Origin of the sequence: Sphaerotilus montanus (assembly GCF_013410775.1) — a bacterium.
In the GTDB taxonomy this organism is placed as follows: Bacteria; Pseudomonadota; Gammaproteobacteria; order Burkholderiales; family Burkholderiaceae_C; genus Sphaerotilus; species Sphaerotilus montanus.
Map to the genome: position 1 here is coordinate 848,807 of NZ_JACCFH010000001.1, position 22,698 is coordinate 871,504.

A 22,698-nucleotide genomic window follows, 5' to 3' on the forward strand; every position below is an offset into this window, starting at 1 on the left:
CATCATCCGGCCATGAGCAGCAGTTCCAAGAAACCACAAGGCCCGGCACAGGGCGTGCTGGATGGTGTCGTCGGCCACCACCTCGCCTGCGCGCGCGTGACCACGCATGTCACCTTTCTCAAGCATTTCGGTCAGCCTTATGACCTGCGCCCGGTCGAGTATTCGCTGCTGATGCTGCTGGCCGCCAATGCGCAGCTCACGCCCAAGCAGCTCGCGCAGTCGCTGGCCCTGTCCGCGCCGAACCTCACCATCCTGCTCGACCGGATGCAGGACCGGGGCATGCTCCAGCGCGTGCGCAGCGAGGTCGACCGCCGCTCGCAGCACGTGATGCTGACCGACGCAGGCCGAGCGCTCACCGACGAGATCGCCACGAAGACGCCGGCGATGGAAGCCGAACTCGACAGCTGCCTCAGCCGCGCCGAACGCGCGCTGCTGATCGAACTGCTCGACAAGATCGCCAGGCACCGCCCCGCATGACGGCCGCCGCTGCACCCGCCAGGGGCTGGGTGCGCCATGCCCCGCTGCTGTTCGTGCTGCTGTGGAGCACCGGCTTCATCGGCGCCAAGCTCGGCCTGCCGCACGCGCCGCCGCTGGGTTTCCTGGCCACACGCTATGCCTTCGTCGTCGCGCTGATGGCGGTGGCAGCGCTGTGGGTGCGGGCGCCGTGGCCGCAGGGTGCACGCGCCTGGGGACACCTCGCGGTGGCCGGGCTGCTGGTGCACGCGGTCTACCTGGGCGGCGTGTTCACCGGCATCTCGCAGGGACTGCCGGCCGGCGTGTCGAGCCTCGTCGTCGGCCTGCAGCCGCTGCTGACCGCGGTCGGCGCCGGCTGGGTGCTGGGCGAGGCGGTGCGGCCGAAGCAGTGGCTGGGCCTCGTGCTCGGGCTGGTCGGCGTGGTGCTGGTGCTGTCGTCGCGGCTGGCGGGCGCAGGGCTTGATCTGCAGACCCTCAGGCACATCGTCCACCTGCCCGGCCTGCCGGCGGCGCTGGTCGCGCTGCTGGGCATCACGGCGGGCACGCTGTACCAGAAGCGCTACTGCCCCAGCTTTGATTTCCGCACTGGTGCGGTGGCGCAGTTCCTGCCCTGCCTGCTGGTCACCGGCGCGCTGGCGTGGGCGACGGAAGACCGGGGCATCAACTGGTCGTCCGGCGCCTTCGTCTTCGCGCTGGGGTGGCTGGTGCTGGTGCTCTCGCTGGGCGCGGTCGGGCTGCTGAACGTCCTGATCCGCTCCGGCAGCGCGGTGAACGTCGCCAGCCTGTTCTACATGGTGCCGCCCTGCACCGCGGTGGTGGCGTGGGCGCTGTTCGGCGAGGCGCTCAGCCCGACAGGCGTCGTCGGGATGGTCGTGGCGGTGGCCGGGGTGTGGCTGGCGCGCCGATGACCGACGGCCCCCGCGCCACGAGCCCATGAGGCAACCCTGGCCTCGGCCTCGTTCTTAAACGCAAATGCAAACGCATTTGCGTTAATGTAAACTTGACGAGCACCCACTCCCAGCACCCAGCGAGGGCCGGCGCCGTCAGGTCTGCACGCCCTGTCAACGTCGGCCCCTGGCCACCAGGAACACCCGATGCCGTTCAAGATCAAGGCCAAGACCCTCCCGCTCGCCATCTCCGCTGCGCTCGCCACGCTCGGCCAGACCGCCTCCGCCAGCGACGCCACCACCCACCTCGGCGAAGTCCTGATCCGCGTCAGCCCCGGGCCGGTCCCGACCACGCGGATCCTGACCTCGGTCGACATCCTGGGGGGCGAGAAGGTCGAGGACAAACACGTCATGACCAGCTGGGAACTGCTCGGACAGATGCCCGGTATCCAGTTGACCGAAACCCGCATGGGCGCGGAGTCCGGCAAGGCCACCTTCCGGGCCTTCAACGGCGAGGGCTACATCAACGGCATCAAGACCTTGATCGACGGCATCCCCAGCAACGTCAACAGTGGCAACCAGCGGTTCATCGACATGGTGTTCCCGCTGGAGGTCGAGCGCATCGAGGTGGTCCGTGGCACGAACGATCCCCGCCATGGCCTGCACAACATCGGCGGCAACCTGAACTTCGTCACCCGCCGCGGCGGCAACTACAGCGACGGCCGCGTCACCTACGGCAGCTTCGACACGCGGGAGGTCCAGGTGGCGATCGGACGAGAAGCGGATGGCTTCGCCCAGAACTACTTCGCCGCCTGGCAAGCGTCGGACGGTCACCGGGACCACGCCGCGTCGAAGAAGTTCTCGCTGGGTGGCAAGTGGTTCCACACCAGCGAGGACAGCCGGCTGCGTGCAGGCCTGACCGCCCGGGTCTACCAGCACGAGGCCGAGGAGGCCGGCTACCTGACCGCGGCCGAGGTGGCCGCCAGCCGCACGCAGTCGCCCTCGAAGAACGCCCATGACGGTGACGAGCGCGACATGCAGCAGTTCGCGGCCCACCTGGACTGGAAGGTCCAGGACGACCTGACGCTCAGCAGTCGGCTGTACCACAACCGCTACACCGACGACCGCCGCATCACGTTCACCAGCTACGCCACGGGCAATGCCCCCCGCCAGCGCCGCCTATGGGACGAGACGCAGACCGGCCTGACGAGCACGCTGACCTGGCGCGCCAGCGCAGACCTGACGGTCGATGGCGGACTGAACATCGAGCGCCAGCACAACGCGTACATCCGCCACCGCTTCAACTACAGCGATCCGACAGACTTTTCCGTCACCCCGGCCCGGGTCCAGAACGACGACGCCTACACCTTCAACAACATCGGCGCCTACGTCCAGGCGATCGTCCAGGTCAACGATGCGCTGAAGGTCATCCCGGCCTTCCGCATGGACAAGTTCTCCGGGGACACACGGCTCAACACCACCGGGGTGTCCGCCCCTCTGCAGCGCTACGGCTGGATCCACCAGCCCAAGCTGAGCGCCGTGTACAGCGTGACGCCGGACACCCAGCTCTACGCCAACTGGGGCAAGACCATCCAGGTGCTGACCGGCTCGCGCGAACCGGCGTACCTGACCAGTGGTCAGGCGAACTACGGCGCCTCCCTCAACACCGGGCAGGAAATCGGGGTCAAGTTCAGGCCCGCCCCGGACACCGAAGCACGCATCGCCGCCTGGCAGCAGGACGCCACCGACGAGGTGGCCAACATGCCCAGCACCGGCACGACCGTGGGCCTCGGCCAGACCCGCCGCAAGGGCCTCGATGTCCAGGTCAACAGCCAGCTCGACCGCCAGTGGAGCGTCACGTTCTCGCACGCGCTGCAGCAGGCCAAGGTCGTCAGTGCCTACACCGCCAGTGGGGCGTCTCTGGCCGGCAAGGAGGTCTTCTCGACCCCGCGCCACATCACCAACCTCGGCGTCGACTTCCAGGCCACGCCAGACTGGCGGCTGGGCGTGCAAGCCCGCTCGCAGGGCAGCTATTTCATCGATGACCTGAATGCCAAGGGCAAGCATGGAGGCTTCGCCGTGCTGGACGCGAGCGTGCGGCACCAGCTCACGAAGACGGTCAGCATCGACTTCCAGGTCCGCAACCTGACCAACCGGGCCTATGCGTATGTCTGGTACGACAACTTCTTCTGGGGCGGTGCCGACCAGCCGATGTACTCCCCGGCGCCCGGGCGGTCGGCCTACCTGTCGCTGAACGTGAAGCTCTGAACCCACCGATCCCCCGGACCGCCATGACCCGAACGACCCGCCGCCGCTTTCTCGACCTGGCTTCGGCCCTCGCCGTGCTGCCCGCGGGCGGGCTGGTGCAGGCACAGACCCGCCCCTCCGCCGAACGCACGCTCAAGGTGGTGGCGCCATGGGAGGTGATGAACCTCGACCCTGGACGCTCGGGCCCTGTCTTCGCCCGCCTCGAAATCGCCGAAACCCTGGTCGAGGTGGACGACCAGGGCCAGCTCAAGCCCGGCCTGGCGCAGAGCTGGAGTACCTCGCCCGACGGGAAACAATGGCGCTTCGTGCCGCGCCCCCGCGCACGCTTCCATGACGGCAGCCCGGTCACCGCCGAGGCGATCGCCAGCAGCCTGCAACGCGCACTGGCCCAGCCCGGCGTGTTGCGCAGCGCAGGCATTCAGGAAGTGCTGGCACGCGAGGGTCAGGTGGTGCTGCGGCTGACGCGGCCGTTCAGCCCGCTGCCAGCCCTGCTGGCACACAGCAGCACGCTGGTCCTGGCCCCCGCATCGTTCGCGCCGGACGGCACCGTGCGCCAGCTCATCGGCTCCGGCCCGTACCAGGTGGTCGAGGTCAACGCACCACAATCGATGCGCACCCGCCGCTTCGACGGCCACGATGGCCCCCGTCCGGTGATCGAGCAGGTCGACTACCTGGGCGTCAGCCGGGGCGAGACACGGGGCATGCTCGCCACGAGCGGGCAGGCCGACCTGGTCTTCACGCACGACCCTGTCAGCTTCGCCCGCCTGCGCCAGCACCGCCAGCTCGTGCTGCACACCCTGCCGCTGCCGCGCACCGTCTACCTCAAGGTCAACGCCGGCCACCGCTTCCTGTCGGACCTGCGGGTGCGGCGTGCCCTGAGTCTGGCCCTCGACCGCACCGGCATGGCCACCGCGATCCTGCGCTCGCCACAGGCGGCCGCGACGCAGTTGTTCCCGCCCGTCCTGTCGGAATGGCATGTGCCGGGTCTGGCCCCGCTGACCCGGAACCTCGACCAGGCCCGCGCACTGTTGCGTGACGCCGGGTGGCAACCCGCCAGCGACGGCTGGGCACGCCGCAGCGACGGTCAGCGCTTCCAGGTCACGCTGCGCACCTTCTCCGACCGGCCGGAGCTGCCCCCGCTGGCCACGGCCATCCAGGCCCAGTTCAAGGCCATCGGCGTCGACATGGCCGTCTCGGTCACCAACGCGGGCGAGATCCCGAGCGGCCACCAGGATGGCTCGCTGGAACTGGCCCTGGTGGCGCGCAACTACGCCCTGGTGCCCGATCCGCTGGGCACGCTGCTGCAGGACTTCGGGCCGAACGGCGGCGACTGGGGCGCGATGGGCTGGCACAGTGCCCAGGTGAGCCAGACCTTGGCCGCCATGGGCCAGACCGTCGATCCGCTGCGCCGATCCGCACTGCGGGGCTCGATCGCCACAGTCCTGCAAGCCGAGCTGCCGCTGATCCCTGTGGCCTGGTACCAGCACTCCGCCACCAGCAGCCACCGCCTGCGCAACGTGAGCATCGACCCGCTGGAGCGCAGCTACCGGATCAGCCGCATGGGCTGGGCCGGCTGATGCGTCGGCTGGGTGGGGGCTGGCGCCTGCTGGCGCAGGGGGTGTTCGTGCTGCTGGCCGTCGGCACGCTGTGCTTCGTGATGGCCGAGTCGCTGCCGGGCGATGTGGCCTACCGCGTGGCGGCGGGCCGCTTCGGCTACGACGTGGTCAACACCGAGATCGCCCAGGCGGTGCGAGCGGAACTGGGCCTGGACCGGCCCGCCCTCGTGCGGTGGGCGGAGTGGCTGGAACAGCTGGCGCAAGGCCAGTTCGGCCGATCGATGGTGCTGGGCGATCCGGTGCTCGACCTCGTCGCCTACCAGCTCGGACACACGCTCCACCTGTCGCTGGTGGCCTGGAGCCTGGCGGTGGCACTGGGGCTGGGGCTGGGCTTCTGGACGGCGTTGTGGCCTGGGGGCGTGTGGAGCCGACTCATCGAGCGCGTGAACACCGTGCTGCGCGCCAGCCCGTCCTTCCTGCTCGGGGTCGTGCTGTCCACGCTGTTCGCGGTCGAGCTGGGCTGGTTCCCGGTGGCCGGGCATGAAGAGGCGGCACACGTCTTTCTGCCTGCGCTGACGCTCGCACTGGCGCTGTGTCCGGGCTTCACGCAGGTCGTGCGCGATGCCGGCCGCAAGGTGCTCGGCTCGGATGCGTTCGAGTTCGCGCAGCTCAAGGGACTGCCGCTGCGCACCGCCCTGTGGCGCCATGCACTGCCCCATGTCCTGCTCGCCACCCTCGCATACGCCGCCGTGCAGCTGGTGCTGCTGATCGAGGGCATGGTGGTGGTGGAGACCCTGTTCGCCTGGCCCGGCATCGGCCATGCGCTGGTCCATGCCGTCATGGCCCGGGACGTGCCGATGATCCAGGGCACGGCGCTGACGATGGCGCTGCTGTTCGTGCTGCTGCACGGCCTGATCGACGGGCTGCTGCACCGCCTTGACCCACGGCTGTCGGACACACGATGAGCGCACGACACACCCGGTGGCGCTGGCCCGCCACACGCCTGGCCCTGGTGGCGGCCGTGGCCTTGCTGACGCCCTGGCTTGCAGCCGACCCGCACGCCCAGGACCTCCTGACCGCCCTGCACCCCCCGGACCAGCAGCACTGGCTCGGCCGGGACCACCTCGGGCGCGACCAACTGGCCCGCCTGGGCGAAGGCCTGCGCACCTCGCTGGGGCTGGCGATCGCGTCGGCGCTGCTCGCCGTCATCCTGGGCACGGCGCTGGGGGTGCTGGCCGGCGCCCGTGGGGGGGCGGTCGACCGGCTGCTGTCGGTCTGCGCGGATGCGGTGGCCTCGATACCCGGCCTGCTGTGGGTGCTGCTGATCGCGGCCATCGCGCCTGGTCAGAAATGGGCGCTCTACAGCGGTCTGGTGCTCACCGCCTGGGTCGAGTTCTTTCGGCTGATGCGCTCGCACACCCGCCTGGCCATGCGCGGCACGCCAGTGGAAGCCGCGCGGTTGCTGGGATTTGGCGGGCTGTACGTGCTGCGGTGGCATGTGCTGCACCCGATGGTCGGCGTGCTGGGACGCCTGTGGGCCTATGCGGTGGCCAGTGCCGTGCTGGCGGTCTCCGCGCTGGGTTTCGTGAGCGTGGGCCTGCAGCCACCCGTGGCCGAACTGGGCCTGATGATGACCGAAGCCTTGCCTTACTGGTACGACGCCCCCTGGCTGCTGGCGACACCGGTGGTGACCCTGGTGCTGGTGATCGGGTCGCTGCAGGCCCTGGTCGAAGAGCTGGTCGAAGCGCCCGCCTCGGGAGTCACCCCATGAACACCCGCGTCACGGACACCGTGCTCAGCGTCGAAGACCTGGGGGTCGACCTGCTGCCGACGACCGGGCTGCCTGCGGGGCGGGTCCTGCTGCAAGGCTGCAGCTTCCAGCTTCACGCCGGGCAGCGGCTGACGCTGGTCGGAGAGTCGGGCGCGGGCAAGTCGCTGCTGGCGCAGGCCATCATGGGGACGCTGCCAGCGGCGATGCGGGCACGGGGGCGGGTCCGCATCGCCGGCCACGACACCCACGGCCAGCGTGACCGCACCCAGCCCCTGTGGGGCCGGCAGATCGGCATGCTGCCCCAGGAGCCGTGGACAGCGCTCAGCCCCCTGATGCGACTGCACACCCAGGTGGCAGAGGCCGGCCGCCATGCCAGCCGCCTCCCATGGTCACAGGCCCAGGCGCGTGCTGACCAGCACCTGGCGGCGCTGGGCCTGGCCACGGCCGGTCGACAGTGGCTGCACCAGGTCTCGGGTGGCATGGCGCAGCGGGTGGGCATCGCCTGCGCCAGCCAGGGGGACACGCGCATCCTGATCGCGGACGAGCCGACCAAGGGACTGGACACGGGCGCGTGCGAACAGGTCGCCCAGCTGCTGACCAACGCCCAGCAGAACGGGCAGGCGCTGCTGACCATCACCCACGACCTGGACCTGGCCGAACGCCTCGGGGGGCAGATCGCTGTGCTGCGGGCCGGCCAGATCGTCGAGCAAGGACCGGTCGGGGACGTGCTGAACCACCCGTGCCACCCCTACACCCAGGCACTGATGGCAGCGCAGCCACGGCACTGGCCCGACCTGATGCCGCCTCGCACGACCGGCGAGACACTCATCACCGCCGAAAGAATCAGCGTCACCCGGGGGGAGCGGCTGATCTTCCGTGAAGCCGATCTGCACATCGGCCAGGGCGCCTCGGTTTCCGTCGTCGGACCGAGTGGCTGTGGCAAGACCACGCTGGGCAATGTGCTGGTGGGCATCCTGCCACCCAGCCGTGGTCGGGTATCCCACCGGGCGGACGTTGCCCGCTGGCGCTTCCAGAAGCTGTACCAGGATCCTGTGGCGTCGTTCGCCGCACAGCAGACCCTGCGCCAGGGGCTGACGGACCTGATCCGCCTGCACCGGCTGGATCCCGGCCCCGTCGAGACATGGCTGCAACGGCTGCGGCTGTCCGACGAACTGCTGGACCGCCAACCCGGCGAAGTGTCAGGGGGCGAACTGCAGCGTCTGGCGCTGCTGCGGGCCATGCTGCTGAACCCGGTGTTCGTCTTTGCCGACGAGCCGACCTCGCGGCTGGATGCCCTGACGCAGCGCGACACCCTGGCCGCGCTGTGCGACGCCATGGCCGAGAGTGGCTGCGCGCTGCTGCTGGTCACCCACGACCCGCACATCGCGCAGCACGCCACGCGGGCGCAATGGCAGATCCACTCGCAGACGCTGATCAAACCTTGAGGATGTGCGCCCGGTAGTACAGCAGCTCGTCGATCGACTCGTGGATGTCCGCCAGCGCCGTGTGCTTCTGGTGCTTCTTGAAGCCTTCGACGAGGCCCGGCTGCCAGCGGCGCGCCAGCTCCTTCAGCGTGGAGACGTCGACGTTGCGGTAATGGAAGAAGGCTTCGAGCTTCTTCATGTAGTTGGCCATGAAGCGGCGGTCCTGGCAGATGCTGTTGCCGCACATCGGCGAGGCCTTGGCGCTGACGTACTGCTTCAGGAAGGCGATCACCTGCTGCGCGGCCTCGTCCTCGGTGATGGTCGACGCCTTCACGCGGTCGACCAGGCCGCTCTTGCCGTGGGTGCCCTTGTTCCAGGCGTCCATGCCGTTGAGCACGGCGTCCGACTGGTGGATGGCGATCACGGGGCCTTCGACACGCACGGTGAGCTGCGCATCGGTGACGACGACGGCGATCTCGATGATGCGGTCGGTCGCGGGGTCGAGCCCGGTCATTTCCATGTCGATCCAGACGAGGTTCTGGTCGTTGCGGGTCAGGGTCGGGGCGGTGGCTTCAGCGGCAATCGGCTCGGTCATCAGGGGCTCCAGGAGAAGCGGCGATTTTCCCACGCGCCATCGGCGAGAATCCGCGCATGCATTCGCTCGCCGTGACGTTCGCCTTTGCCGCCGCCCTCGTGGCGATGCTCGGCACCCGCCTGTGGCTGATCAGCCGCCAGATCCGCCACGTGGCGCAGCACCGCAGCAGCGTGCCCGCCGCGTTTGCCGACGTGGTCTCGCTCGAAGCCCACCAGAAAGCCGCCGACTACACCATCGCCCGCCAGCGCTTCGAGCTGCTGACCACCGCCTGGGGCGGCGCGATGCTGCTGGGCTGGACCTTGCTGGGCGGGCTGGACGCGGTCAACGGCGTCGTGCTGGACTGGACGCTGCCGCGCTGGGGCGCCCTGGGCTACCAGGTCGCGCTGCTCGTGGCGGTGAGCGCCATCGGCAGCGTGATCGACCTGCCCTTCGACCTGTGGCGCACCTTCCGCATCGAGCAGCAGTTCGGTTTCAACCGCATGACCTGGGGGCTGTGGCTCAAGGACGCGCTGGTCGGCACCGTCATGGGTGCTGCGATCGGCATCCCGCTGATGGCGCTGGTGCTGTGGCTGATGTCGGCGGCGGGCGCGCTGTGGTGGCTGTGGGCGTTCGCGGTGCTGGCCGGGTTCACGCTGCTGATGCAGGTGCTCTACCCGACGGTCATCGCGCCGCTGTTCAACAAGTTCCAGCCGCTGGACGACGAGACGCATGGCCCGCTGAAAGGCCGCGTGCAGGCCTTGATGCAGCGCTGCGGCTTCCAGGCGCAGGGCCTGTACGTGATGGACGGCTCCAAGCGCTCCGCCCACGCCAACGCCTACTTCACCGGCTTCGGTGCCAGCAAGCGCGTGGTCTTCTTCGACACGCTGCTGTCGCGGCTGTCCGCGGAAGAGATCGAAGCCGTGCTCGCCCACGAACTCGGCCACTTCCACCACCGCCACGTGCCCAAGCGACTGGTCACGGTGATGGGCGTGTGGCTGGCGAGCCTGGCGCTGCTGGGCTGGCTGATGAACCAGCCGTCGTTCTACACGGGCCTAGGCGTGCAGCCGAACATGGTGGCGCCGAACCACGGCCTGGCGCTGCTGCTGCTGACGCTGGCGGGGCCGGTGTTCGGCTTCTTCATCACGCCGATCACCGCCGCCGTGTCGCGCCGCCACGAGTTCGAGGCCGACGCCTACGCCAGCCAGCAGGCCCGCGCCGCCGACCTGAAATCCGCGCTGCTCAAGCTCTTCGAGGACAACGCGACCACGCTGACCCCCGACCCGCTGTACGTGCGTTTCCACTATTCCCACCCACCCGCGTCCGAACGCCTCGCCGCCCTCCATGCCCACTCCTGAACTCGACATCGGCCTCGTCATCGCCGGCCACGGCCGCCACTACATCGTCGAGACACCGGAGGGCCGCGAGATCAAGTGCAGTCCCCGCGGCAAGAAAAGCCAGCTCGTCGTCGGCGACCGCGTGCGCTGGCAGCCCACCGACACGCTGGGCAACGAGGGCGTGATCGAGGCGATGGAGCCGCGCACCAACCTGCTCTACCGTCAGGACGAGTGGAAGACCAAGTCCTTCGCGGCGAACCTGGACCGGCTGCTGATCCTCGTCGCCGCGGAGCCGGTGTTCAGCGAGAGCCAGCTCGCCCGGGCGCTGATCGCCGCCGAGCAGGCGCGCATCAAGGTCAGCATCCTGCTGAACAAGATCGATCTGGTCGAGTCGGCCCAGCTCGCCCGCGAGCGGCTGGCGCCCTACGTGAAGATGGGCTATGACGTGATCGAGGTCGCCATCAAGGCCCGTCCGGACGAGACGCGGGCGCGCCTGACCGACCTGCTCGCCACCGGCTCGACGCTGGTGCTCGGCCCGTCCGGCACGGGCAAGAGCACGCTGGTGAACCTGCTGGGGCTGGACGCCGCCGCACCCGTGCGCGAGATCTCGGTCGCGCTGAACTCCGGCCGCCACACGACGACGCACACGCGCTGGTACTGGCTCGACGACGCGCACCAGGGCGCGCTGATCGATTCACCAGGCTTCCAGGAATTCGGCCTGCGCCACATCCCGGTGGAAGACCTCGCCGCGTGGATGCCGGACCTGTCGCCGTACCTGGGCCAGTGCCGGTTTGCCAACTGCAGCCATGACCACGAGCCGGGGTGTGCGGTGCTGGCGGCGCTGGCAAAGGGCGACATTGCGCCATCGCGGCATCGGATCTATCTGGAAGTGCGCGACGAGCTGGGCCGCACGCACTACTGACCCGTTGGCTCCTGCGGGTCGAGCACCACGGACGCCGCCCGCCAGACACAGTCCCGCAGCGTGCGCACGCTGGCCGAATCGAGCCGCCAGCTCTGCCAGTACAGCGCCACCGAGACGCTGTGGCCGGGGCAGAGATCGACCAGCGTCCCCTCCGCCAGCGCCGCCGCCGCCAGCGCGACCGGGTGCAGGCCCCAGCCGAGTCCGGCGATGGCCGCATCCAGAAAGCCCTGCGCCGAGGGCACCCACCACTGCGGCGGCGTGCAGTCCTCGCCGATCACCTGGGCGAGGAAACGGTGCTGCATCTGGTCCTTCTGGTTGTAGACCAGCATGGGCGCGCGCCGGAAGCCCTCGGCCAGCGACACGCCGGCAAAGTGCCGCTGCGCATAGGCCGGACTCACCGCCGCGATGTAGCGCATCGACCCGAGCGCATCGACCCGGCAGCCGCCCACCGGCTCGGCCGCAGCCGTCACGGCACCGAACACGGTGCCGTTCTTCAGCCACTCGCGGGTGTGGTCCTGGTCATCGACCTGCAGCGCCAGCGTGTCGCCGGTGCGGCTGTGAAAATCGGCCATCGCGGGTATGAACCAAGTCGCCAGACTGTCGGCGTTGACGGCCACGGGGATGCTGCGCGGCCGGGCGCCGGGCGCACCCGCCTCGACCAGTGGCTGCAGGTCGTTCTGCAGGTCGGTTTCGAGCATCTCGATCTGCAGGTAGTGCCGGTACAGCCGCGCACCTTCGGGGGTCGGGGTGACCGGCGCCGCGCGCACCAGCAGCACGCAGCCCAGCCGCTCCTCCAGCGCCTTGACCCGCTGCGACACGGCGGACGGCGTCACGTGCAGCTCCCGCGCCGCGCGCTCGAAGCTGCCCAGGCGCAGCACGGTGGACAGGGCACGCAGTGCGACAAGGTCGATCATGAAGTGAAGCTCAGCTTAATCATGGTTAGGAAGTTTAGCTGTACTACGCCAGCGCGCCGCCCTACGCTGACCCCCATGAACACCAGCACCTACTTCCTCGGCATGGCCGCCAGCGCCGGTCTGATCATGGCCATCGGCGCCCAGAACGCCTTCATCCTGCGCCAGGGCGTGCGGCGCGAGCATGTGGCGGCGGTGGTCGCCGTGTGCGCGGTGTCGGACGCGGCGCTGATCGCGCTCGGCACGGCGGGCATCGGCGCCGCGTCCGCGGTCTTTCCCCTGGCGATCCCGCTCATGACGGTCGCCGGCATCCTGTTCCTGTCGGTCTACGGCCTGCAGGCGGCGCGGCGCGCGTGGCGGCCCACGGGCGATGGTCTGCACGGGCATGGCGGTGCGGCGCTGACCTTGCGCTCGGCCCTGCTGCAGGCGGCGGCCTTCAGTTGGCTCAACCCGCATGCCTGGCTCGACACGACCGTGCTGCTGGGCTCGCTGGCCAATGCACAGGGGGATGCGGGACGCTGGGCCTTTGCCGCCGGCGCGATGACGTCGAGCCTGCTGTGGTTCACCGTGCTGGCGTGGGCCGCCGGACGCCTGGCGCCGCTGTTCCGCCGGCCGCACACGTGGCGCGTGTTCGACGCCGGCGTGGCCATGATGATGATCGCGCTGGCCGGCGGCCTGACGATGCAGACCCTGAAGGGTTGAGAACCCGGGGCGAGCGGATCAGCCCAGCCGGTTCGCCAGCGACAGCAGTGCCAGCAGCATCATCCACAGCACCATCGAACGCCACACCAGCCCGACCACCGAGCGCAGATGCGCCAGCGTCGGTGGTGCGCCCGGTGTGCTGCCCTGCCCGTCGGTCACCTCTTCGCCCGGCAGCGCCACGGCAAAGTTGCCGGCCACCCGCGCAGCCAGGGAGGGCGCCTCGGCACCGCCCAGCGACACGCCACAGGCCCCCGCCGCCGCGGACAGCAGGATGCCGTCGTTCGACTGCTTCCACAGCCCTGCGCACTGCCGCCAGCAGTCCACGGCCTCCTCGAAGTTGCCGACCACCGCAAAACCGGCGGCCGTCAGCCGCGCCGGAACATGGTCGAGCACCGAGAACGCGGCCTGCGAACGCAGCATCAGCGCGCCATTGACCGGCGCGGTTTCGGCGCGGATCTTGAAGGCCCAGTAGCGGGCGCAGAACTCCGACATGCGGTAGACCACCGCCCCCACCGGCCCCAGCCCGAGCGCCGAGCCCAGCACGAACCAGAAAAACACGCCGAACACATGCCGGTGCGCGGCCAGCAGCGCGTGTTCGATGACGTGGCGCAGCAGTTCGGTGCGGGGCAGTTCGCTGGCGTCCAGGTGGCGCCACTCCTGCAGCACGCTGCGGGCGCGGTCTTCGTCGCCCTGCTCCAGCGCGTCGCGGATGTCGGTGAAGTAGTGGCTGAACTGGCGGAAGCCGAGCGTCAGGTACAGGATCAGCAGGTTGAAGCCGAGCGCCAGGATCAGGCTCTGGTGGTGCAGCAGCGCAAACGCGCCCCAGACCACCAGCGCCGGCGTGAACACGGTCACCATCCAGACCACCCAGGCGTGGTGCTCCTTGCCCGCGTCAAAGTTGCGCGCAGTCCAGCGCGCCCAGTCGATCAGTGCTTCGTGAACGGGGTTGCCCTGCGGCAGAGGCCGCAGTTGCTCAACGATCAGGGCCAGCAGGACGGCAAGGAAACTCATGCCGTCAATGATAACGGTGTGAACAACGGCACGGCACGGGCCTTCACGCGCATCAACAATCAGGCAGCCAGAAAGCGGTAGAGGTTGCGCAGCATCGCCGCCGTGGCACCCCAGATGAAGTACTCGCGCTCGTCGCCTTCCGCCGACGGGCCGCGCCAGGGCATCGACAGGAACTTCCGGCGCTCGGTGGGCGTGTCGAAGAGGTGGATCTGGTGGTGGGCGGGTGTCATCAGGAACTCCAGCGGCACCTCGAACGCCTCGGCGACCTCGCCGCCGTCGATCTGCAGCGCGAATGGCGGGTGCACCAATGCCACCACCGGGGTCACGACGTAGGACGTGACCGTGGTGTAGGTGGGCAGCGCGCCGATCACTTCGATGGACCGGCCCTCCAGACCGATTTCCTCGCGCGCCTCGCGCAGCGCGGTCACGACCGGATCCACCTCGCCGGGATCCACCCGTCCCCCGGGGAAACTGATCTGCCCGGCGTGGTGGCGCAGGTGGTCGGTGCGGCGGGTCAGCAGCACGCGCAGCCCCTCCTCGCGCACCACCAGCGCCACCAGCACGGCCGCGGCTGCCGGCGCACGCTCCGACAGCGGGCCACCACCGTCTCCGCGGAATTCCGGCCGCCAGTCGGGCGGCGAGGCGAACCGCGCCTTGAGTCGGGCCGGTTGCAGACGCTCACCGGACAGCGCCGGCAGGTGGGAGTCCGCGCTGGCCACCGGCACGGCACGTGGATCGCGGATCAGGGTGGGCGGTCGGGACATGCCGTTCAGCATAGGCCGAAAACGACAAAGCCGCCCGAAGGCGGCCTTGTTGCCGAGGCGTCCTGCGTGCAGGATGCCTGGGTCGGCGGGTGAGCCAGCGATCAGGCCAGCTTTTCCTTGATGCGTGCCGACTTGCCGCTGCGCTGGCGCAGGTAGTACAGCTTGGCGCGGCGGACGTCACCGCGGCGCTTGACTTCGATGTTGGCGATCAGCGGGCTGTACAGCTGGAACGTGCGTTCCACGCCTTCGCCGCTGGAGATCTTGCGCACGATGAAGTTGCTGTTCAGGCCACGGTTGCGGCGGGCGATCACGACACCTTCGTAGGCCTGCACGCGCTTGCGGGTGCCTTCGACGACGTTGACGCTGACGATCACCGTGTCGCCAGGGGCGAAGACGGGGATGGTCTTGTTCAGTCGAGCGATTTCTTCTTGCTCGAGTTCTTGGATCAGGTTCATGGGAGCTCCAGGCGATCGTGCTTGCAAGGGCGGGGGCTCATGCCGAGCACCCGACTGCCTTCAGGCAGAGGATCAAAACCCAAGATTATAGCCGGATTTTCGACAGGTACAGCTCGTCGGCCCGGCTGAGCCGGCCAGCCTGGCGGGCCGCGGCGATCAGGTCGGGGCGGCGGCGTGCCGTCAGCTCCAGCTGCCGCTCGCGGCGCCAGGTGGCGATGTGCGCGTGGTGGCCCGACAGTAGCACGGGTGGCACGGCGTCGTCGCCCAGCGTCTCGGGACGGCTGTAGTGCGGGCAGTCGAGCAGACCGTCGGAAAAGCTGTCCTGCTCGTGCGAGGCTGCCGCATTCAGGACACCCGGCTGCAGGCGCGTCACGGCGTCCAGCAGCGTCAGTGCGGGCAGTTCGCCACCGGACAGCACGAAGTCGCCCAGGCTGAGTTCCTCGTCCACATGGCGGTCGATGAAGCGCTGGTCCAGCCCTTCGTAGCGGCCGCAGACCAGGATCGCCCCCGGACTGGCGGCCAGCGCCTGCACCCGCGACTGCGTCAGCGTGGCCCCGGCGGGACTGAAGAGGATGACCGGCGCGGCCTCGACCCGGTCGGCGCGGATGGCCGCGAGCGCACGCTCCAGCGGCTCGACCAGCATCACCATGCCCGGGCCGCCGCCATAGGCGCGATCGTCGACGCGGCGGTAGGTGTTGTCGGCGTGGTCGCGCAGCGGCCACAGGCGCACGTCGACCTGCCCGGTCGTGTAGGCGCGGCGCGTCACGCCGACCTTCAGGAAGGGGTCGAACAGTTCGGGAAACAGGGTGACGATGTCGAAGCGCACGGCAGGCGCAGCGGGGTCAGTAGTCCAGACCCCAGTCGGCGACGATGCGCCGCTCGGTCAGGCTGACATCGTCGATGTAGGCGGCGACGAAGGGAATCAGGCGCTCGACGGTGCGGGGCGTGCCGGCCTCGTCGACGCTCTCGGCGGTCAGGCGCATCACGCTGTGGGCGCCGGTGTCCATCATCTCGGCGACCGTGCCCAGCGCAGCGCCGTCACGGTTGACGACGTTCAGGCCGATCAGGTCGATCCAGTAGTACTCGCCGTCGTCCGTCTTCGGGAAGATCGAACGCGACACGAAGATGCGGGCGCCGCGCAGCGCTTCGGCGCCATTGCGGTCGGCCACTTCGCGCACGGAGGCGATCACGCCGTCGCTGTGCTCCTTGACCAGCGTGACGTTCAGCACCTTGGGCAGCGCAGGCGCCTCCTTGGCGCGCGGCTTGCCGGCAGGCGGCTGCAGGAACCAGTGCCGTGCCTTGAGCACGACCTGCGGATCCGCCGCGTACGGCTGGATCCGCAGCCAGCCCTTGATGCCCCAGGCATCGGCCACCCGCGCGACCTCGATGGCGTCATCGGGCCAGGCCACGGCGTCATCGGTGGTGGTCACGGTCATGGTGGGGGTGCTCGGGGCGGTCAGGGCAAGGGCAATCAGGCAGCGGCGACGACGGGCGCAGCGACCGTGGACTTGGCTTGCTTGATCAGGCGTTCGACGGTGGGCGACAGTTGTGCACCGACGCTCGTCCAGTAGTCGACGCGGTCGAACGCGACGCGCAGGGCTTCGGCCTGGCCAGACGCGACCGGGTTGTAGAAGCCGACGCGCTCGATGAAGCGGCCGTCACGGCGGTTCTGGCTGTGGGCCACGACCAGGTTGTAGAACGGGCGCTTCTTGGCGCCGCCACGGGAAAGACGAATCACGACCATGATGTTTCCTTGATCAAAGGTATAGAAGGCAAAACCAGAGACCCACGCGACCAGGAGACACTCAGGCCAGCAGATCAGACAATGCCGTGCGCAAGTCCGGCGACTTGCAAGCGACAACCACTTTCTTCCCGACCCCGTTAGATCGCGCTGCGTGGCATGCTGCCGGTCAGCCGTCATCGGAAAACCGCGGATTATAAACTTTCCCAGACCCACATGAACGCTCCCACGATCCGACCCAGTCACGAGGCCGACTTGCAGGCCATCACCGAGATCTATGCCGCGAACGTCGAACACGGCACCGGCACCTTCGAGATCGATGCGCCGGACCTTGCCGAGATGACCCGGCGCCGCGCCGATGTACTCGGCAAGGGGCTACCCTGGATCGTCGTCGAACACGATCTCGGCCAGGGCAGCGAGGTGCTCGGCTATGCCTACGCCAACCACTTCCGCGCCCGTCCCGCCTGGCGCTACGCACTGGAGGATTCGATCTATCTGTCCCCACGCGCCCACCGCCTGGGGCTGGGCCGGCTGCTGCTGGCCGAGCTGATCGCGCAGTGCACGGCGCTGGGTGCGCGGCAACTGCTCGCGGTGATCGGCGACTCGGACAACCTCGGCTCCATCGGCGTGCACCGCGCCTGCGGATTCGAGACACTCGGCGTGATGCGCTCGGTCGGATGGAAATTCGATCGCTGGCTCGATGTGGTGATGATGCAACGCGCACTGGGAGCCGGCGACCAGATCACCCCGACGACCCCCTGGCCGGGAGCCTCGGCATGAGCGCCGTGAAATCGAAGACGCTGGCCACCTGGCTTGCCGTGGTGGGCGGGGGTTTCGGGCTGCACCGGTTCTACCTGCACGGCCTGCGCGACCTGTGGGGCTGGGCACACGTGCCGCTGACGCTGCTGGGCATGGCCGGCGTGCAGCGCATGCTGGCCTTCGGCGTGGACGACACCGCCGCCCCGTGGCTGCTGCCGCTGGGCGGGGTGTCGATCGTCGCGGGCATGCTCGCGGCCATCCTGTGCGGCCTGAGCCCCGACGAGCGCTGGGACGCCCGCCACAACCCCGGCGCGCCGGCCGGCCAGGGCTCCCCGGCGGGGGGCTGGGGCGCGGTCCTCGGCGTGATCGCGGCGCTGCTGATCGGTGCGACGGTGCTGCTGTCGTCGATCACCTTCACGCTGCAGCGCTACTTCGAGGCCGAGGCCGAAGCGGCCCACCAGATCAGCCGCTGAACGCCCTCGTCCCGGCCCGGCTCAGAACAGCCGGGTCCCCGCGTAGTAAGCGAGCGCGGCCACCGAGGCCGAGGCGGGGATCGTGAAGATCCACGCCCACACGATGTTGCCCGCGACGCCCCAGCGCACGGCCGAGGCACGCTGCACCGAACCGACACCGACGATCGCGCCCGTGATGGTGTGCGTGGTCGAGACCGGCACGCCCAGCGCCGTCGCCAGGAACAGCGTGATCGCCCCGCCCGTCTCGGCGCAGAAGCCTCCCACCGGCTTGAGCTTGGTGATCTTCTGGCCCATGGTCTTGACGATGCGCCAGCCGCCGAACATCGTGCCCATGCCGATCGCGACGTAGCAGCACCAGATCACCCAGCTTGGCGGCATCTTGTCGCCGACCTGCGAATAGCCGGTGGCGATCAGCAGCATCCAGATGATGCCGATGGTCTTCTGCGCGTCGTTGCCGCCGTGACCGAGGCTGTACAGGCCGGCAGAGACCAGCTGCAGCCGACGGAACCACTTGTCGACCCGCAGCGGTGTCGTGCGGCGAAAGATCCACGCCACGAGCACCATCATCAGCGAGCCCAGCAGGAAACCCAGCAGCGGCGACACGAAGATGAACGCCACCGTCTTCCAGATGCCCGCACCGATCAGCGCCGTGATGCCCGCCTTGGCGATCACCGAGCCGACGATGCCGCCGATCAGCGCATGCGACGAGCTCGACGGGATGCCGTACAGCCACGTCACCACGTTCCACGCGATCGCCCCGACCAGCGCGCCGAACACCACATGGTGGTCCACGATGCCCGGCTCCACGATGCCCTTGCCGACGGTGGCCGCCACCTTGAGCTGGAAGATGGCGATGGCCACGACATTGAAGAACGCCGCGAACAGCACCGCATGCTGCGGCTTGAGCACGCCGGTGGAGACGACGGTGGCGATCGAGTTCGCCGCGTCGTGGAAACCGTTCATGAAATCGAACGCGATCGCCAGCACCACCAGCATGGCGATCACCCAGAAACTCACCTGCAGGCCGTCCATGTGCACGGACTCCGCGGGATCAGGAGTTTTCGAGGACGATGCCCTCGATCAGGTTCGCGACGTCCTCGCACTTGTCGGAGATCGACTCCAGCAGCTCGTAGATCGCCTTGAGCTTGATCAGCTCGCGGATGTCCTGCTCCTCGCGGAACAGCTTCGACATCGCCGAGCGCATGACGCGGTCGGCATCGGATTCGAGGCGGTCGATCTCGGCGCAGGTCTTGACGGTGGCTTCGGCCACGCTGCTCTGGCTGAGCTTGGACAGCAGCGTCACCGCATGCGCCACCCGCTCGCAGCACTTGACCGACAGCTCGCTCAGGCGCAGCACGTCCTCGGTCATGTGGCGCACATCGTAGAGCGACATCGTCTCGGAGGTGTCCTGCAGCAGGTCGAGGATGTCGTCCATCGCGTTGATCAGGCCGTGGATCTGCTCGCGGTCGATCGGCGTGATGAAGGTCTTGTGCAGCAGGCGGTTGACCTCGGCAGTAACCTTGTCGGCGGCGTGCTCGGCGTCATCGACCTCGGTGGCGTATCGCTCGCGCAGCGCCACGTCACCATAGTTCTGGACCATGGCCAGAAACGCGCGGGAACCAGTGACGATGGCTTCGCCGTGCGTGTTGAAAAGCTCGAAGAAATTGCCTTCGCGCGGCAGCAGCTTGCCGAACAGCATGGTGTGGGACTCCAGGGGGACTTCGGAACAGATGGACAGTCCTGCGCGGTGCACGGCCGTCTCGGCGGCTGTCACGCAGTTGTCATGAATCGGGACGGGGCGAGTTTAGCCGCAGGCGCCAGGAATTCACGCAGCAAAGAAACCCGATGGAACCCGGACGGGTTCAGGCCGGCGCGATGCCCTGCTCGGCCGCGAGGCGCTGCGCGCGTGCCGGCCAGTCGGACGCGTCCATGCCGGCGGGCAGCACGAGCTGCCCGGGCAGCACCGCGCACAGCTGCAGCAGCGGCAGCAGCACGAAGGCCCGCTCGGTCAGGCGGGGATGCGGCAGGGTGAGCCGCACGGTATGGCGCTGCAGGTCGCCGTGGAGCAGCAGGTCCAGGTCGAGCGTGCGCGGTGCGTTCGGATAGGGGCGCTCGCGGCCATGGGCCAGCTCGATGGCCTGCAGGGCGTCCAGCAGTGCCTCGGGCGTCAGGCGGGTACGCACACAGGCGACGGCGTTGAGATAGTCCGGCCCGCTGGCCTCGACCGGACGGCTGCGCCAGCGGCCGGAGACCGCCACCCAGGCGGTCTCCGGCAACACGGCCAGCGCGGCGCAGGCGGCATCCAGCGTCGCCGCAGCATCGCCCAGGTTGGCACCCAGGCCGATGCAGGCCAGCAGCGCCGGGGCGTCAGGACGTGGCCGTGTCATCCGGTGCGGGTGCAGAGGTGGCGGCGGAACGGTCCCCGGCCGGCTTGCGGCGGCGACGGCGCTTGCGCGCGGCGGGAGCCGGTGCGCCGGCCAGCGCCGCATCGCCCTCGGCGCCCTCAGCGCCCTCGGCCGCCTGCACACGGGCGGGCGCGGACGCACCACCAGCGGCGCGGCGGGCCTGGTCCTGCACGCGGGCCTCGGTCAGCAGGTCCTCGCGCACGGCCTCGTTCGCGGTGGAGAACTCCTCCCACCAGCGGGCCAGATCGGCGTCGACCTCCCCGGAATCGGCGCGCAGGCGCAGGAAATCGAAGCCCGCCCGGAAGCGCACCTGCTCCACCAGCGACAGCGCCGACGAAGGGGTGCGGCGTTCGAAACGCGGCTGCATCAGCCAGATCTCGCGCATGTCGGCGGCCAGCTTGCCGCGGCCGGAGATGTCGCCGATGCGGGCGTCGAACACGGCGTCCGTGGCGGCCTGCAGCGCGGCGGTGGGATGTTCGCCCTTGGCGCGCAGCTGCGCGGCCCGGCGCAGCACGTCGTGCCACAGCATGCAGGCCAGCATGAAGCTCGGCGCCACCGGCTTGCCCTCGCCGACGCGGCGGTCGGTGTCGGCCAGCGCGCGCTGGATGAACTGCTCGCGGCCATCGTGCTGGTGCGCGTCGTCGAGCACGGCGTCCAGGATCGGGAAGATGCCCTTGTGCAGGCCCTGCTTGCGCAGCTCTTCCAGGCTGGCGAGCGAGTGGCCCGTCTGCAGCAGCTTGATCATCTCGTCGAACAACCGGCTCGCCGGCACGTTGGCCAGCAGGTCGGCGCAGGCGCGGATCGGCTTGCGCGTGCCGGCCTCGATCTCGAAGCCGAGCTTGGCCGCGAAACGCACGACGCGGATGATGCGCACCGGGTCTTCGCGGTAACGCGTCACCGGGTCGCCGATCATGCGCAGCAGGCGCTTCCTGGCGTCGGCCAGGCCGTGGTGGTAGTCGACGACGATCTGGCGGCGCGGGTCGTAGTAGAGCGCGTTGACGGTGAAGTCGCGGCGCGCGGCGTCCTCGTCCTGCGGGCCCCAGACGTTGTCGCGCAGCACGCGGCCGCTGGCGTCCACGACGTGGCTCTTGCCGGCCAGTTCGGATTTCGAGGTCTTCTCGTTGCCGGCGACCTGCTCGGCGGCACTCGCGTCGAGGTAGGCGCGGAAGGTGGAGACCTCGATCACCTCGTGCTCGCGGCCGCGGCCGTGCACGACGTGGACGATGCGGAAGCGCCGGCCGATGATGAAGGCGCGGCGGAACAGCGCCTTCACCTGCTCGGGCGTCGCGCTGGTCGCCACGTCGAAGTCCTTGGGGCGGTGGCCGAGCAGCAGGTCGCGCACGGCGCCGCCGACCACATAGGCCTCGTAGCCCGCGTCCTGCAGCGTGGTGACCACCTTCACGGCGCGGTCGTCGAGCAGGGCCGGGTTGATGCCGTGTTCGGACACGGGCACCTCCACCCGCACGCCGATCACCGGCCCGACCGGCACCGCCGCCTCGGGTTCGGCGGCGAGCGTCTGCGGACCGGAGGGCGTCTTGCCGGCAGATTTGCCAAGCAGCTTGTCGATGAATTTCTTGATCATGGGAAGAGCCGCAGGATGCGCCAGCCGCGTTCGCAGGCAGTGGCTTCGAGCGCGGGACTCGGGTTGGTCGCCACCGGTTCGGTGGCCAATTCCAGCAGCGGCAGGTCGTTGGGCGAGTCGCTGTAGACGCTGATGCCGGAGAAGTCGCTCAGGCGGTGGCCCAGGCCGGCAAGCCAGTCGTGGACCCGGCCGACCTTGCCTTCGCGGAAGGTGGGCGTGCCGCGGATGGTACCCGCCCAGCGACCGTCGGGTTCGCGGTCGAGCTGGACAGCCAGGAGGTGGTCGATGTCGAACTCGGCGGCGATCGGCGCGGTGACGAATTCGTTGGTCGCGGTGACGATGGCCACGAGATCGCCACGCTGCTGGTGAAAACGCACCAGCTCACGGGCCTGCGGGTGCACGTTCGGACGCAGCACCTCGGCCATGAAGCGGGCATGCGCGGCCGCCGATTCGGCCAGCGGACGGTCGCGCCAGGCGGCGGTGGTGAAGGCGATGTAGGCCGGCAGGTCGAGCGTGCCGGCCTGGTAGTCGGCGTAGAAGGCGTCGTTGCGGGCGCGGAAGGTGTCGCCGTTGGCCCAGCCGATCGCCACCATGAACTCGCCGAAGGCGTGGTCGGAGTCGATGGGGATCAGGGTGCCGTCGAGGTCGAACAGGCAGAGGTGGCGGTCGTTCTGGGGCATCGGTT

Annotated in this window: 25 protein-coding genes; 12 read left to right on the forward strand and 13 right to left on the reverse strand. The window is 69.3% G+C overall.

The window, feature by feature from the left end:
- The first annotated feature begins 12 nt into the window (after nucleotides 1-12).
- The 7 genes from BDD16_RS03685 (at nucleotide 13) to BDD16_RS03715 (ending at nucleotide 8,401) form a co-directional block, all read left to right on the forward strand.
- On the forward strand, nucleotides 13-477 hold the full coding sequence (locus BDD16_RS03685; protein WP_179632699.1) for a MarR family winged helix-turn-helix transcriptional regulator: 465 nt from the start codon (nucleotides 13-15) through the stop codon (nucleotides 475-477).
- On the forward strand, nucleotides 474-1,382 hold the full coding sequence (locus BDD16_RS03690) for a DMT family transporter (protein WP_179632700.1): 909 nt from the start codon (nucleotides 474-476) through the stop codon (nucleotides 1,380-1,382). The genes BDD16_RS03685 and BDD16_RS03690 overlap by 4 nt, the downstream gene beginning before the upstream one ends.
- 186 nt (nucleotides 1,383-1,568) lie before the next feature.
- The gene (locus tag BDD16_RS03695; protein ID WP_179632701.1) at nucleotides 1,569-3,629 is read left to right on the forward strand and encodes a TonB-dependent receptor; all 2,061 of its coding nucleotides are present in this window, start codon (nucleotides 1,569-1,571) and stop codon (nucleotides 3,627-3,629) included.
- Nucleotides 3,630-3,652: 23 nt separating this feature from the next.
- Nucleotides 3,653-5,206, forward strand: a complete 1,554-nt coding sequence (locus BDD16_RS03700) for an ABC transporter substrate-binding protein (protein WP_179632702.1) — start codon at nucleotides 3,653-3,655, stop codon at nucleotides 5,204-5,206.
- Nucleotides 5,206-6,150 carry an ABC transporter permease gene (locus tag BDD16_RS03705; RefSeq protein ID WP_218897681.1) on the forward strand — a complete coding sequence of 315 codons (945 nt, stop codon included), beginning with the start codon at nucleotides 5,206-5,208 and terminating at the stop codon, nucleotides 6,148-6,150. The genes BDD16_RS03700 and BDD16_RS03705 overlap by 1 nt, the downstream gene beginning before the upstream one ends.
- Nucleotides 6,147-6,956, forward strand: coding sequence for an ABC transporter permease (locus BDD16_RS03710; protein ID WP_179632703.1), 810 nt, complete (start codon nucleotides 6,147-6,149; stop codon nucleotides 6,954-6,956). Before BDD16_RS03705 ends, BDD16_RS03710 begins: the two co-directional genes overlap by 4 nt.
- A complete protein-coding gene (locus BDD16_RS03715; RefSeq protein ID WP_179632704.1) occupies nucleotides 6,953-8,401 on the forward strand; it encodes an ABC transporter ATP-binding protein in 1,449 nt (482 codons plus the stop codon). The genes BDD16_RS03710 and BDD16_RS03715 overlap by 4 nt, the downstream gene beginning before the upstream one ends.
- Here the strand turns inward: BDD16_RS03715 and orn are convergent.
- On the reverse strand, nucleotides 8,391-8,975 hold the full coding sequence (gene orn / locus BDD16_RS03720; RefSeq protein WP_179632705.1) for an oligoribonuclease: 585 nt from the start codon (nucleotides 8,973-8,975) through the stop codon (nucleotides 8,391-8,393). The two genes, BDD16_RS03715 and orn, sit on opposite strands and share 11 nt — an antisense overlap.
- Nucleotides 8,976-9,031: 56 nt before the next feature.
- Between orn and BDD16_RS03725 the strand changes: the two genes are divergently transcribed.
- Together BDD16_RS03725 and rsgA are read left to right on the forward strand one after the other, a co-directional pair.
- Complete coding sequence (locus BDD16_RS03725) at nucleotides 9,032-10,309, forward strand: M48 family metallopeptidase (protein ID WP_179632706.1); 1,278 nt, start codon at nucleotides 9,032-9,034, stop codon at nucleotides 10,307-10,309.
- A complete protein-coding gene (gene rsgA, locus BDD16_RS03730; RefSeq protein ID WP_179632707.1) occupies nucleotides 10,296-11,210 on the forward strand; it encodes a ribosome small subunit-dependent GTPase A in 915 nt (304 codons plus the stop codon). Before BDD16_RS03725 ends, rsgA begins: the two co-directional genes overlap by 14 nt.
- On the opposite strand, the gene BDD16_RS03735 is transcribed toward rsgA, so the two are convergent.
- The gene (locus BDD16_RS03735; protein ID WP_179632708.1) at nucleotides 11,204-12,124 is read right to left on the reverse strand and encodes a LysR family transcriptional regulator ArgP; all 921 of its coding nucleotides are present in this window, start codon (nucleotides 12,122-12,124) and stop codon (nucleotides 11,204-11,206) included. The two genes, rsgA and BDD16_RS03735, sit on opposite strands and share 7 nt — an antisense overlap.
- Nucleotides 12,125-12,199: 75 nt before the next feature.
- Between BDD16_RS03735 and BDD16_RS03740 the strand changes: the two genes are divergently transcribed.
- The gene (locus BDD16_RS03740; protein WP_179632709.1) at nucleotides 12,200-12,823 is read left to right on the forward strand and encodes a LysE/ArgO family amino acid transporter; all 624 of its coding nucleotides are present in this window, start codon (nucleotides 12,200-12,202) and stop codon (nucleotides 12,821-12,823) included.
- A gap of 18 nt (nucleotides 12,824-12,841) precedes the next feature.
- Here BDD16_RS03740 and BDD16_RS03745 read toward each other — a convergent pair whose 3' ends face one another.
- The 6 genes from BDD16_RS03745 to rpsP all read right to left on the reverse strand — a co-directional run bounded on the left by BDD16_RS03745 (nucleotide 12,842) and on the right by rpsP (nucleotide 16,797).
- Entirely contained in the window at nucleotides 12,842-13,834 is a 993-nt protein-coding gene (locus BDD16_RS03745) for a CobD/CbiB family protein (protein ID WP_179632710.1), read from the reverse strand.
- Nucleotides 13,835-13,893: 59 nt separating this feature from the next.
- Nucleotides 13,894-14,598 carry an NUDIX hydrolase gene (locus tag BDD16_RS03750; protein ID WP_179632711.1) on the reverse strand — a complete coding sequence of 235 codons (705 nt, stop codon included), beginning with the start codon at nucleotides 14,596-14,598 and terminating at the stop codon, nucleotides 13,894-13,896.
- 101 nt (nucleotides 14,599-14,699) lie between these two features.
- The gene (rplS, locus tag BDD16_RS03755; RefSeq protein WP_179632712.1) at nucleotides 14,700-15,053 is read right to left on the reverse strand and encodes a 50S ribosomal protein L19; all 354 of its coding nucleotides are present in this window, start codon (nucleotides 15,051-15,053) and stop codon (nucleotides 14,700-14,702) included.
- 85 nt (nucleotides 15,054-15,138) lie between these two features.
- Nucleotides 15,139-15,879 carry a tRNA (guanosine(37)-N1)-methyltransferase TrmD gene (gene trmD, locus BDD16_RS03760; protein ID WP_179632713.1) on the reverse strand — a complete coding sequence of 247 codons (741 nt, stop codon included), beginning with the start codon at nucleotides 15,877-15,879 and terminating at the stop codon, nucleotides 15,139-15,141.
- A 16-nt stretch (nucleotides 15,880-15,895) separates the two neighbouring features.
- Nucleotides 15,896-16,489 carry a ribosome maturation factor RimM gene (rimM, locus tag BDD16_RS03765; protein ID WP_179632714.1) on the reverse strand — a complete coding sequence of 198 codons (594 nt, stop codon included), beginning with the start codon at nucleotides 16,487-16,489 and terminating at the stop codon, nucleotides 15,896-15,898.
- Nucleotides 16,490-16,524: 35 nt separating this feature from the next.
- The gene (rpsP, locus tag BDD16_RS03770) at nucleotides 16,525-16,797 is read right to left on the reverse strand and encodes a 30S ribosomal protein S16 (RefSeq protein WP_218897682.1); all 273 of its coding nucleotides are present in this window, start codon (nucleotides 16,795-16,797) and stop codon (nucleotides 16,525-16,527) included.
- A gap of 213 nt (nucleotides 16,798-17,010) precedes the next feature.
- Here rpsP and BDD16_RS03775 point away from each other — a divergent pair, with 213 nt between their 5' ends.
- Nucleotides 17,011-17,574 (forward strand): GNAT family N-acetyltransferase, encoded by a 564-nt coding sequence (locus tag BDD16_RS03775; RefSeq protein ID WP_179632715.1) that lies wholly within the window; start codon nucleotides 17,011-17,013, stop codon nucleotides 17,572-17,574.
- The gene (locus tag BDD16_RS03780) at nucleotides 17,571-18,026 is read left to right on the forward strand and encodes a TM2 domain-containing protein (protein WP_179632716.1); all 456 of its coding nucleotides are present in this window, start codon (nucleotides 17,571-17,573) and stop codon (nucleotides 18,024-18,026) included. Before BDD16_RS03775 ends, BDD16_RS03780 begins: the two co-directional genes overlap by 4 nt.
- A gap of 21 nt (nucleotides 18,027-18,047) precedes the next feature.
- Here the strand turns inward: BDD16_RS03780 and BDD16_RS03785 are convergent, their stop codons facing one another.
- The 5 genes from BDD16_RS03785 to BDD16_RS03805 form a co-directional block, all read right to left on the reverse strand.
- A complete protein-coding gene (locus BDD16_RS03785) occupies nucleotides 18,048-19,058 on the reverse strand; it encodes an inorganic phosphate transporter (RefSeq protein ID WP_179632717.1) in 1,011 nt (336 codons plus the stop codon).
- Between the two features lie 19 nt (nucleotides 19,059-19,077).
- Nucleotides 19,078-19,725, reverse strand: coding sequence for a DUF47 domain-containing protein (locus BDD16_RS03790; protein WP_179632718.1), 648 nt, complete (start codon nucleotides 19,723-19,725; stop codon nucleotides 19,078-19,080).
- 163 nt (nucleotides 19,726-19,888) lie between these two features.
- The gene (gene folK / locus BDD16_RS03795; RefSeq protein ID WP_179632719.1) at nucleotides 19,889-20,413 is read right to left on the reverse strand and encodes a 2-amino-4-hydroxy-6-hydroxymethyldihydropteridine diphosphokinase; all 525 of its coding nucleotides are present in this window, start codon (nucleotides 20,411-20,413) and stop codon (nucleotides 19,889-19,891) included.
- The gene (gene pcnB / locus BDD16_RS03800; RefSeq protein WP_179632720.1) at nucleotides 20,394-22,013 is read right to left on the reverse strand and encodes a polynucleotide adenylyltransferase PcnB; all 1,620 of its coding nucleotides are present in this window, start codon (nucleotides 22,011-22,013) and stop codon (nucleotides 20,394-20,396) included. The genes folK and pcnB overlap by 20 nt, the downstream gene beginning before the upstream one ends.
- Nucleotides 22,010-22,693, reverse strand: a complete 684-nt coding sequence (locus BDD16_RS03805; protein ID WP_179632721.1) for an HAD family hydrolase — start codon at nucleotides 22,691-22,693, stop codon at nucleotides 22,010-22,012. The genes pcnB and BDD16_RS03805 overlap by 4 nt, the downstream gene beginning before the upstream one ends.
- Nucleotides 22,694-22,698: the final 5 nt, after the last annotated feature.

Excerpts from the sequence above, each read along its gene's own strand:
- BDD16_RS03685 (WP_179632699.1), top strand. The coding sequence starts at position 13 with ATGAGCAGCAGTTCCAAGAAACCACAAGGCCCGGCACAGGGCGTGCTG.
- BDD16_RS03690 (WP_179632700.1), top strand. The coding sequence starts at position 474 with ATGACGGCCGCCGCTGCACCCGCCAGGGGCTGGGTGCGCCATGCCCCG.
- BDD16_RS03695 (WP_179632701.1), top strand. The coding sequence starts at position 1,569 with ATGCCGTTCAAGATCAAGGCCAAGACCCTCCCGCTCGCCATCTCCGCT.
- BDD16_RS03700 (WP_179632702.1), top strand. The coding sequence starts at position 3,653 with ATGACCCGAACGACCCGCCGCCGCTTTCTCGACCTGGCTTCGGCCCTC.
- BDD16_RS03705 (WP_218897681.1), top strand. The coding sequence starts at position 5,206 with ATGCGTCGGCTGGGTGGGGGCTGGCGCCTGCTGGCGCAGGGGGTGTTC.
- BDD16_RS03710 (WP_179632703.1), top strand. The coding sequence starts at position 6,147 with ATGAGCGCACGACACACCCGGTGGCGCTGGCCCGCCACACGCCTGGCC.
- BDD16_RS03715 (WP_179632704.1), top strand. The coding sequence starts at position 6,953 with ATGAACACCCGCGTCACGGACACCGTGCTCAGCGTCGAAGACCTGGGG.
- orn (WP_179632705.1), bottom strand. The coding sequence starts at position 8,975 with ATGACCGAGCCGATTGCCGCTGAAGCCACCGCCCCGACCCTGACCCGC.
- BDD16_RS03725 (WP_179632706.1), top strand. The coding sequence starts at position 9,032 with ATGCATTCGCTCGCCGTGACGTTCGCCTTTGCCGCCGCCCTCGTGGCG.
- rsgA (WP_179632707.1), top strand. The coding sequence starts at position 10,296 with ATGCCCACTCCTGAACTCGACATCGGCCTCGTCATCGCCGGCCACGGC.
- BDD16_RS03735 (WP_179632708.1), bottom strand. The coding sequence starts at position 12,124 with ATGATCGACCTTGTCGCACTGCGTGCCCTGTCCACCGTGCTGCGCCTG.
- BDD16_RS03740 (WP_179632709.1), top strand. The coding sequence starts at position 12,200 with ATGAACACCAGCACCTACTTCCTCGGCATGGCCGCCAGCGCCGGTCTG.
- BDD16_RS03745 (WP_179632710.1), bottom strand. The coding sequence starts at position 13,834 with ATGAGTTTCCTTGCCGTCCTGCTGGCCCTGATCGTTGAGCAACTGCGG.
- BDD16_RS03750 (WP_179632711.1), bottom strand. The coding sequence starts at position 14,598 with ATGTCCCGACCGCCCACCCTGATCCGCGATCCACGTGCCGTGCCGGTG.
- rplS (WP_179632712.1), bottom strand. The coding sequence starts at position 15,053 with ATGAACCTGATCCAAGAACTCGAGCAAGAAGAAATCGCTCGACTGAAC.
- rimM (WP_179632714.1), bottom strand. The coding sequence starts at position 16,489 with ATGACCGTGACCACCACCGATGACGCCGTGGCCTGGCCCGATGACGCC.
- rpsP (WP_218897682.1), bottom strand. The coding sequence starts at position 16,797 with ATGGTCGTGATTCGTCTTTCCCGTGGCGGCGCCAAGAAGCGCCCGTTC.
- BDD16_RS03775 (WP_179632715.1), top strand. The coding sequence starts at position 17,011 with ATGAACGCTCCCACGATCCGACCCAGTCACGAGGCCGACTTGCAGGCC.
- BDD16_RS03780 (WP_179632716.1), top strand. The coding sequence starts at position 17,571 with ATGAGCGCCGTGAAATCGAAGACGCTGGCCACCTGGCTTGCCGTGGTG.
- BDD16_RS03785 (WP_179632717.1), bottom strand. The coding sequence starts at position 19,058 with ATGGACGGCCTGCAGGTGAGTTTCTGGGTGATCGCCATGCTGGTGGTG.
- BDD16_RS03790 (WP_179632718.1), bottom strand. The coding sequence starts at position 19,725 with ATGCTGTTCGGCAAGCTGCTGCCGCGCGAAGGCAATTTCTTCGAGCTT.
- folK (WP_179632719.1), bottom strand. The coding sequence starts at position 20,413 with ATGACACGGCCACGTCCTGACGCCCCGGCGCTGCTGGCCTGCATCGGC.
- pcnB (WP_179632720.1), bottom strand. The coding sequence starts at position 22,013 with ATGATCAAGAAATTCATCGACAAGCTGCTTGGCAAATCTGCCGGCAAG.
- BDD16_RS03805 (WP_179632721.1), bottom strand. The coding sequence starts at position 22,693 with ATGCCCCAGAACGACCGCCACCTCTGCCTGTTCGACCTCGACGGCACC.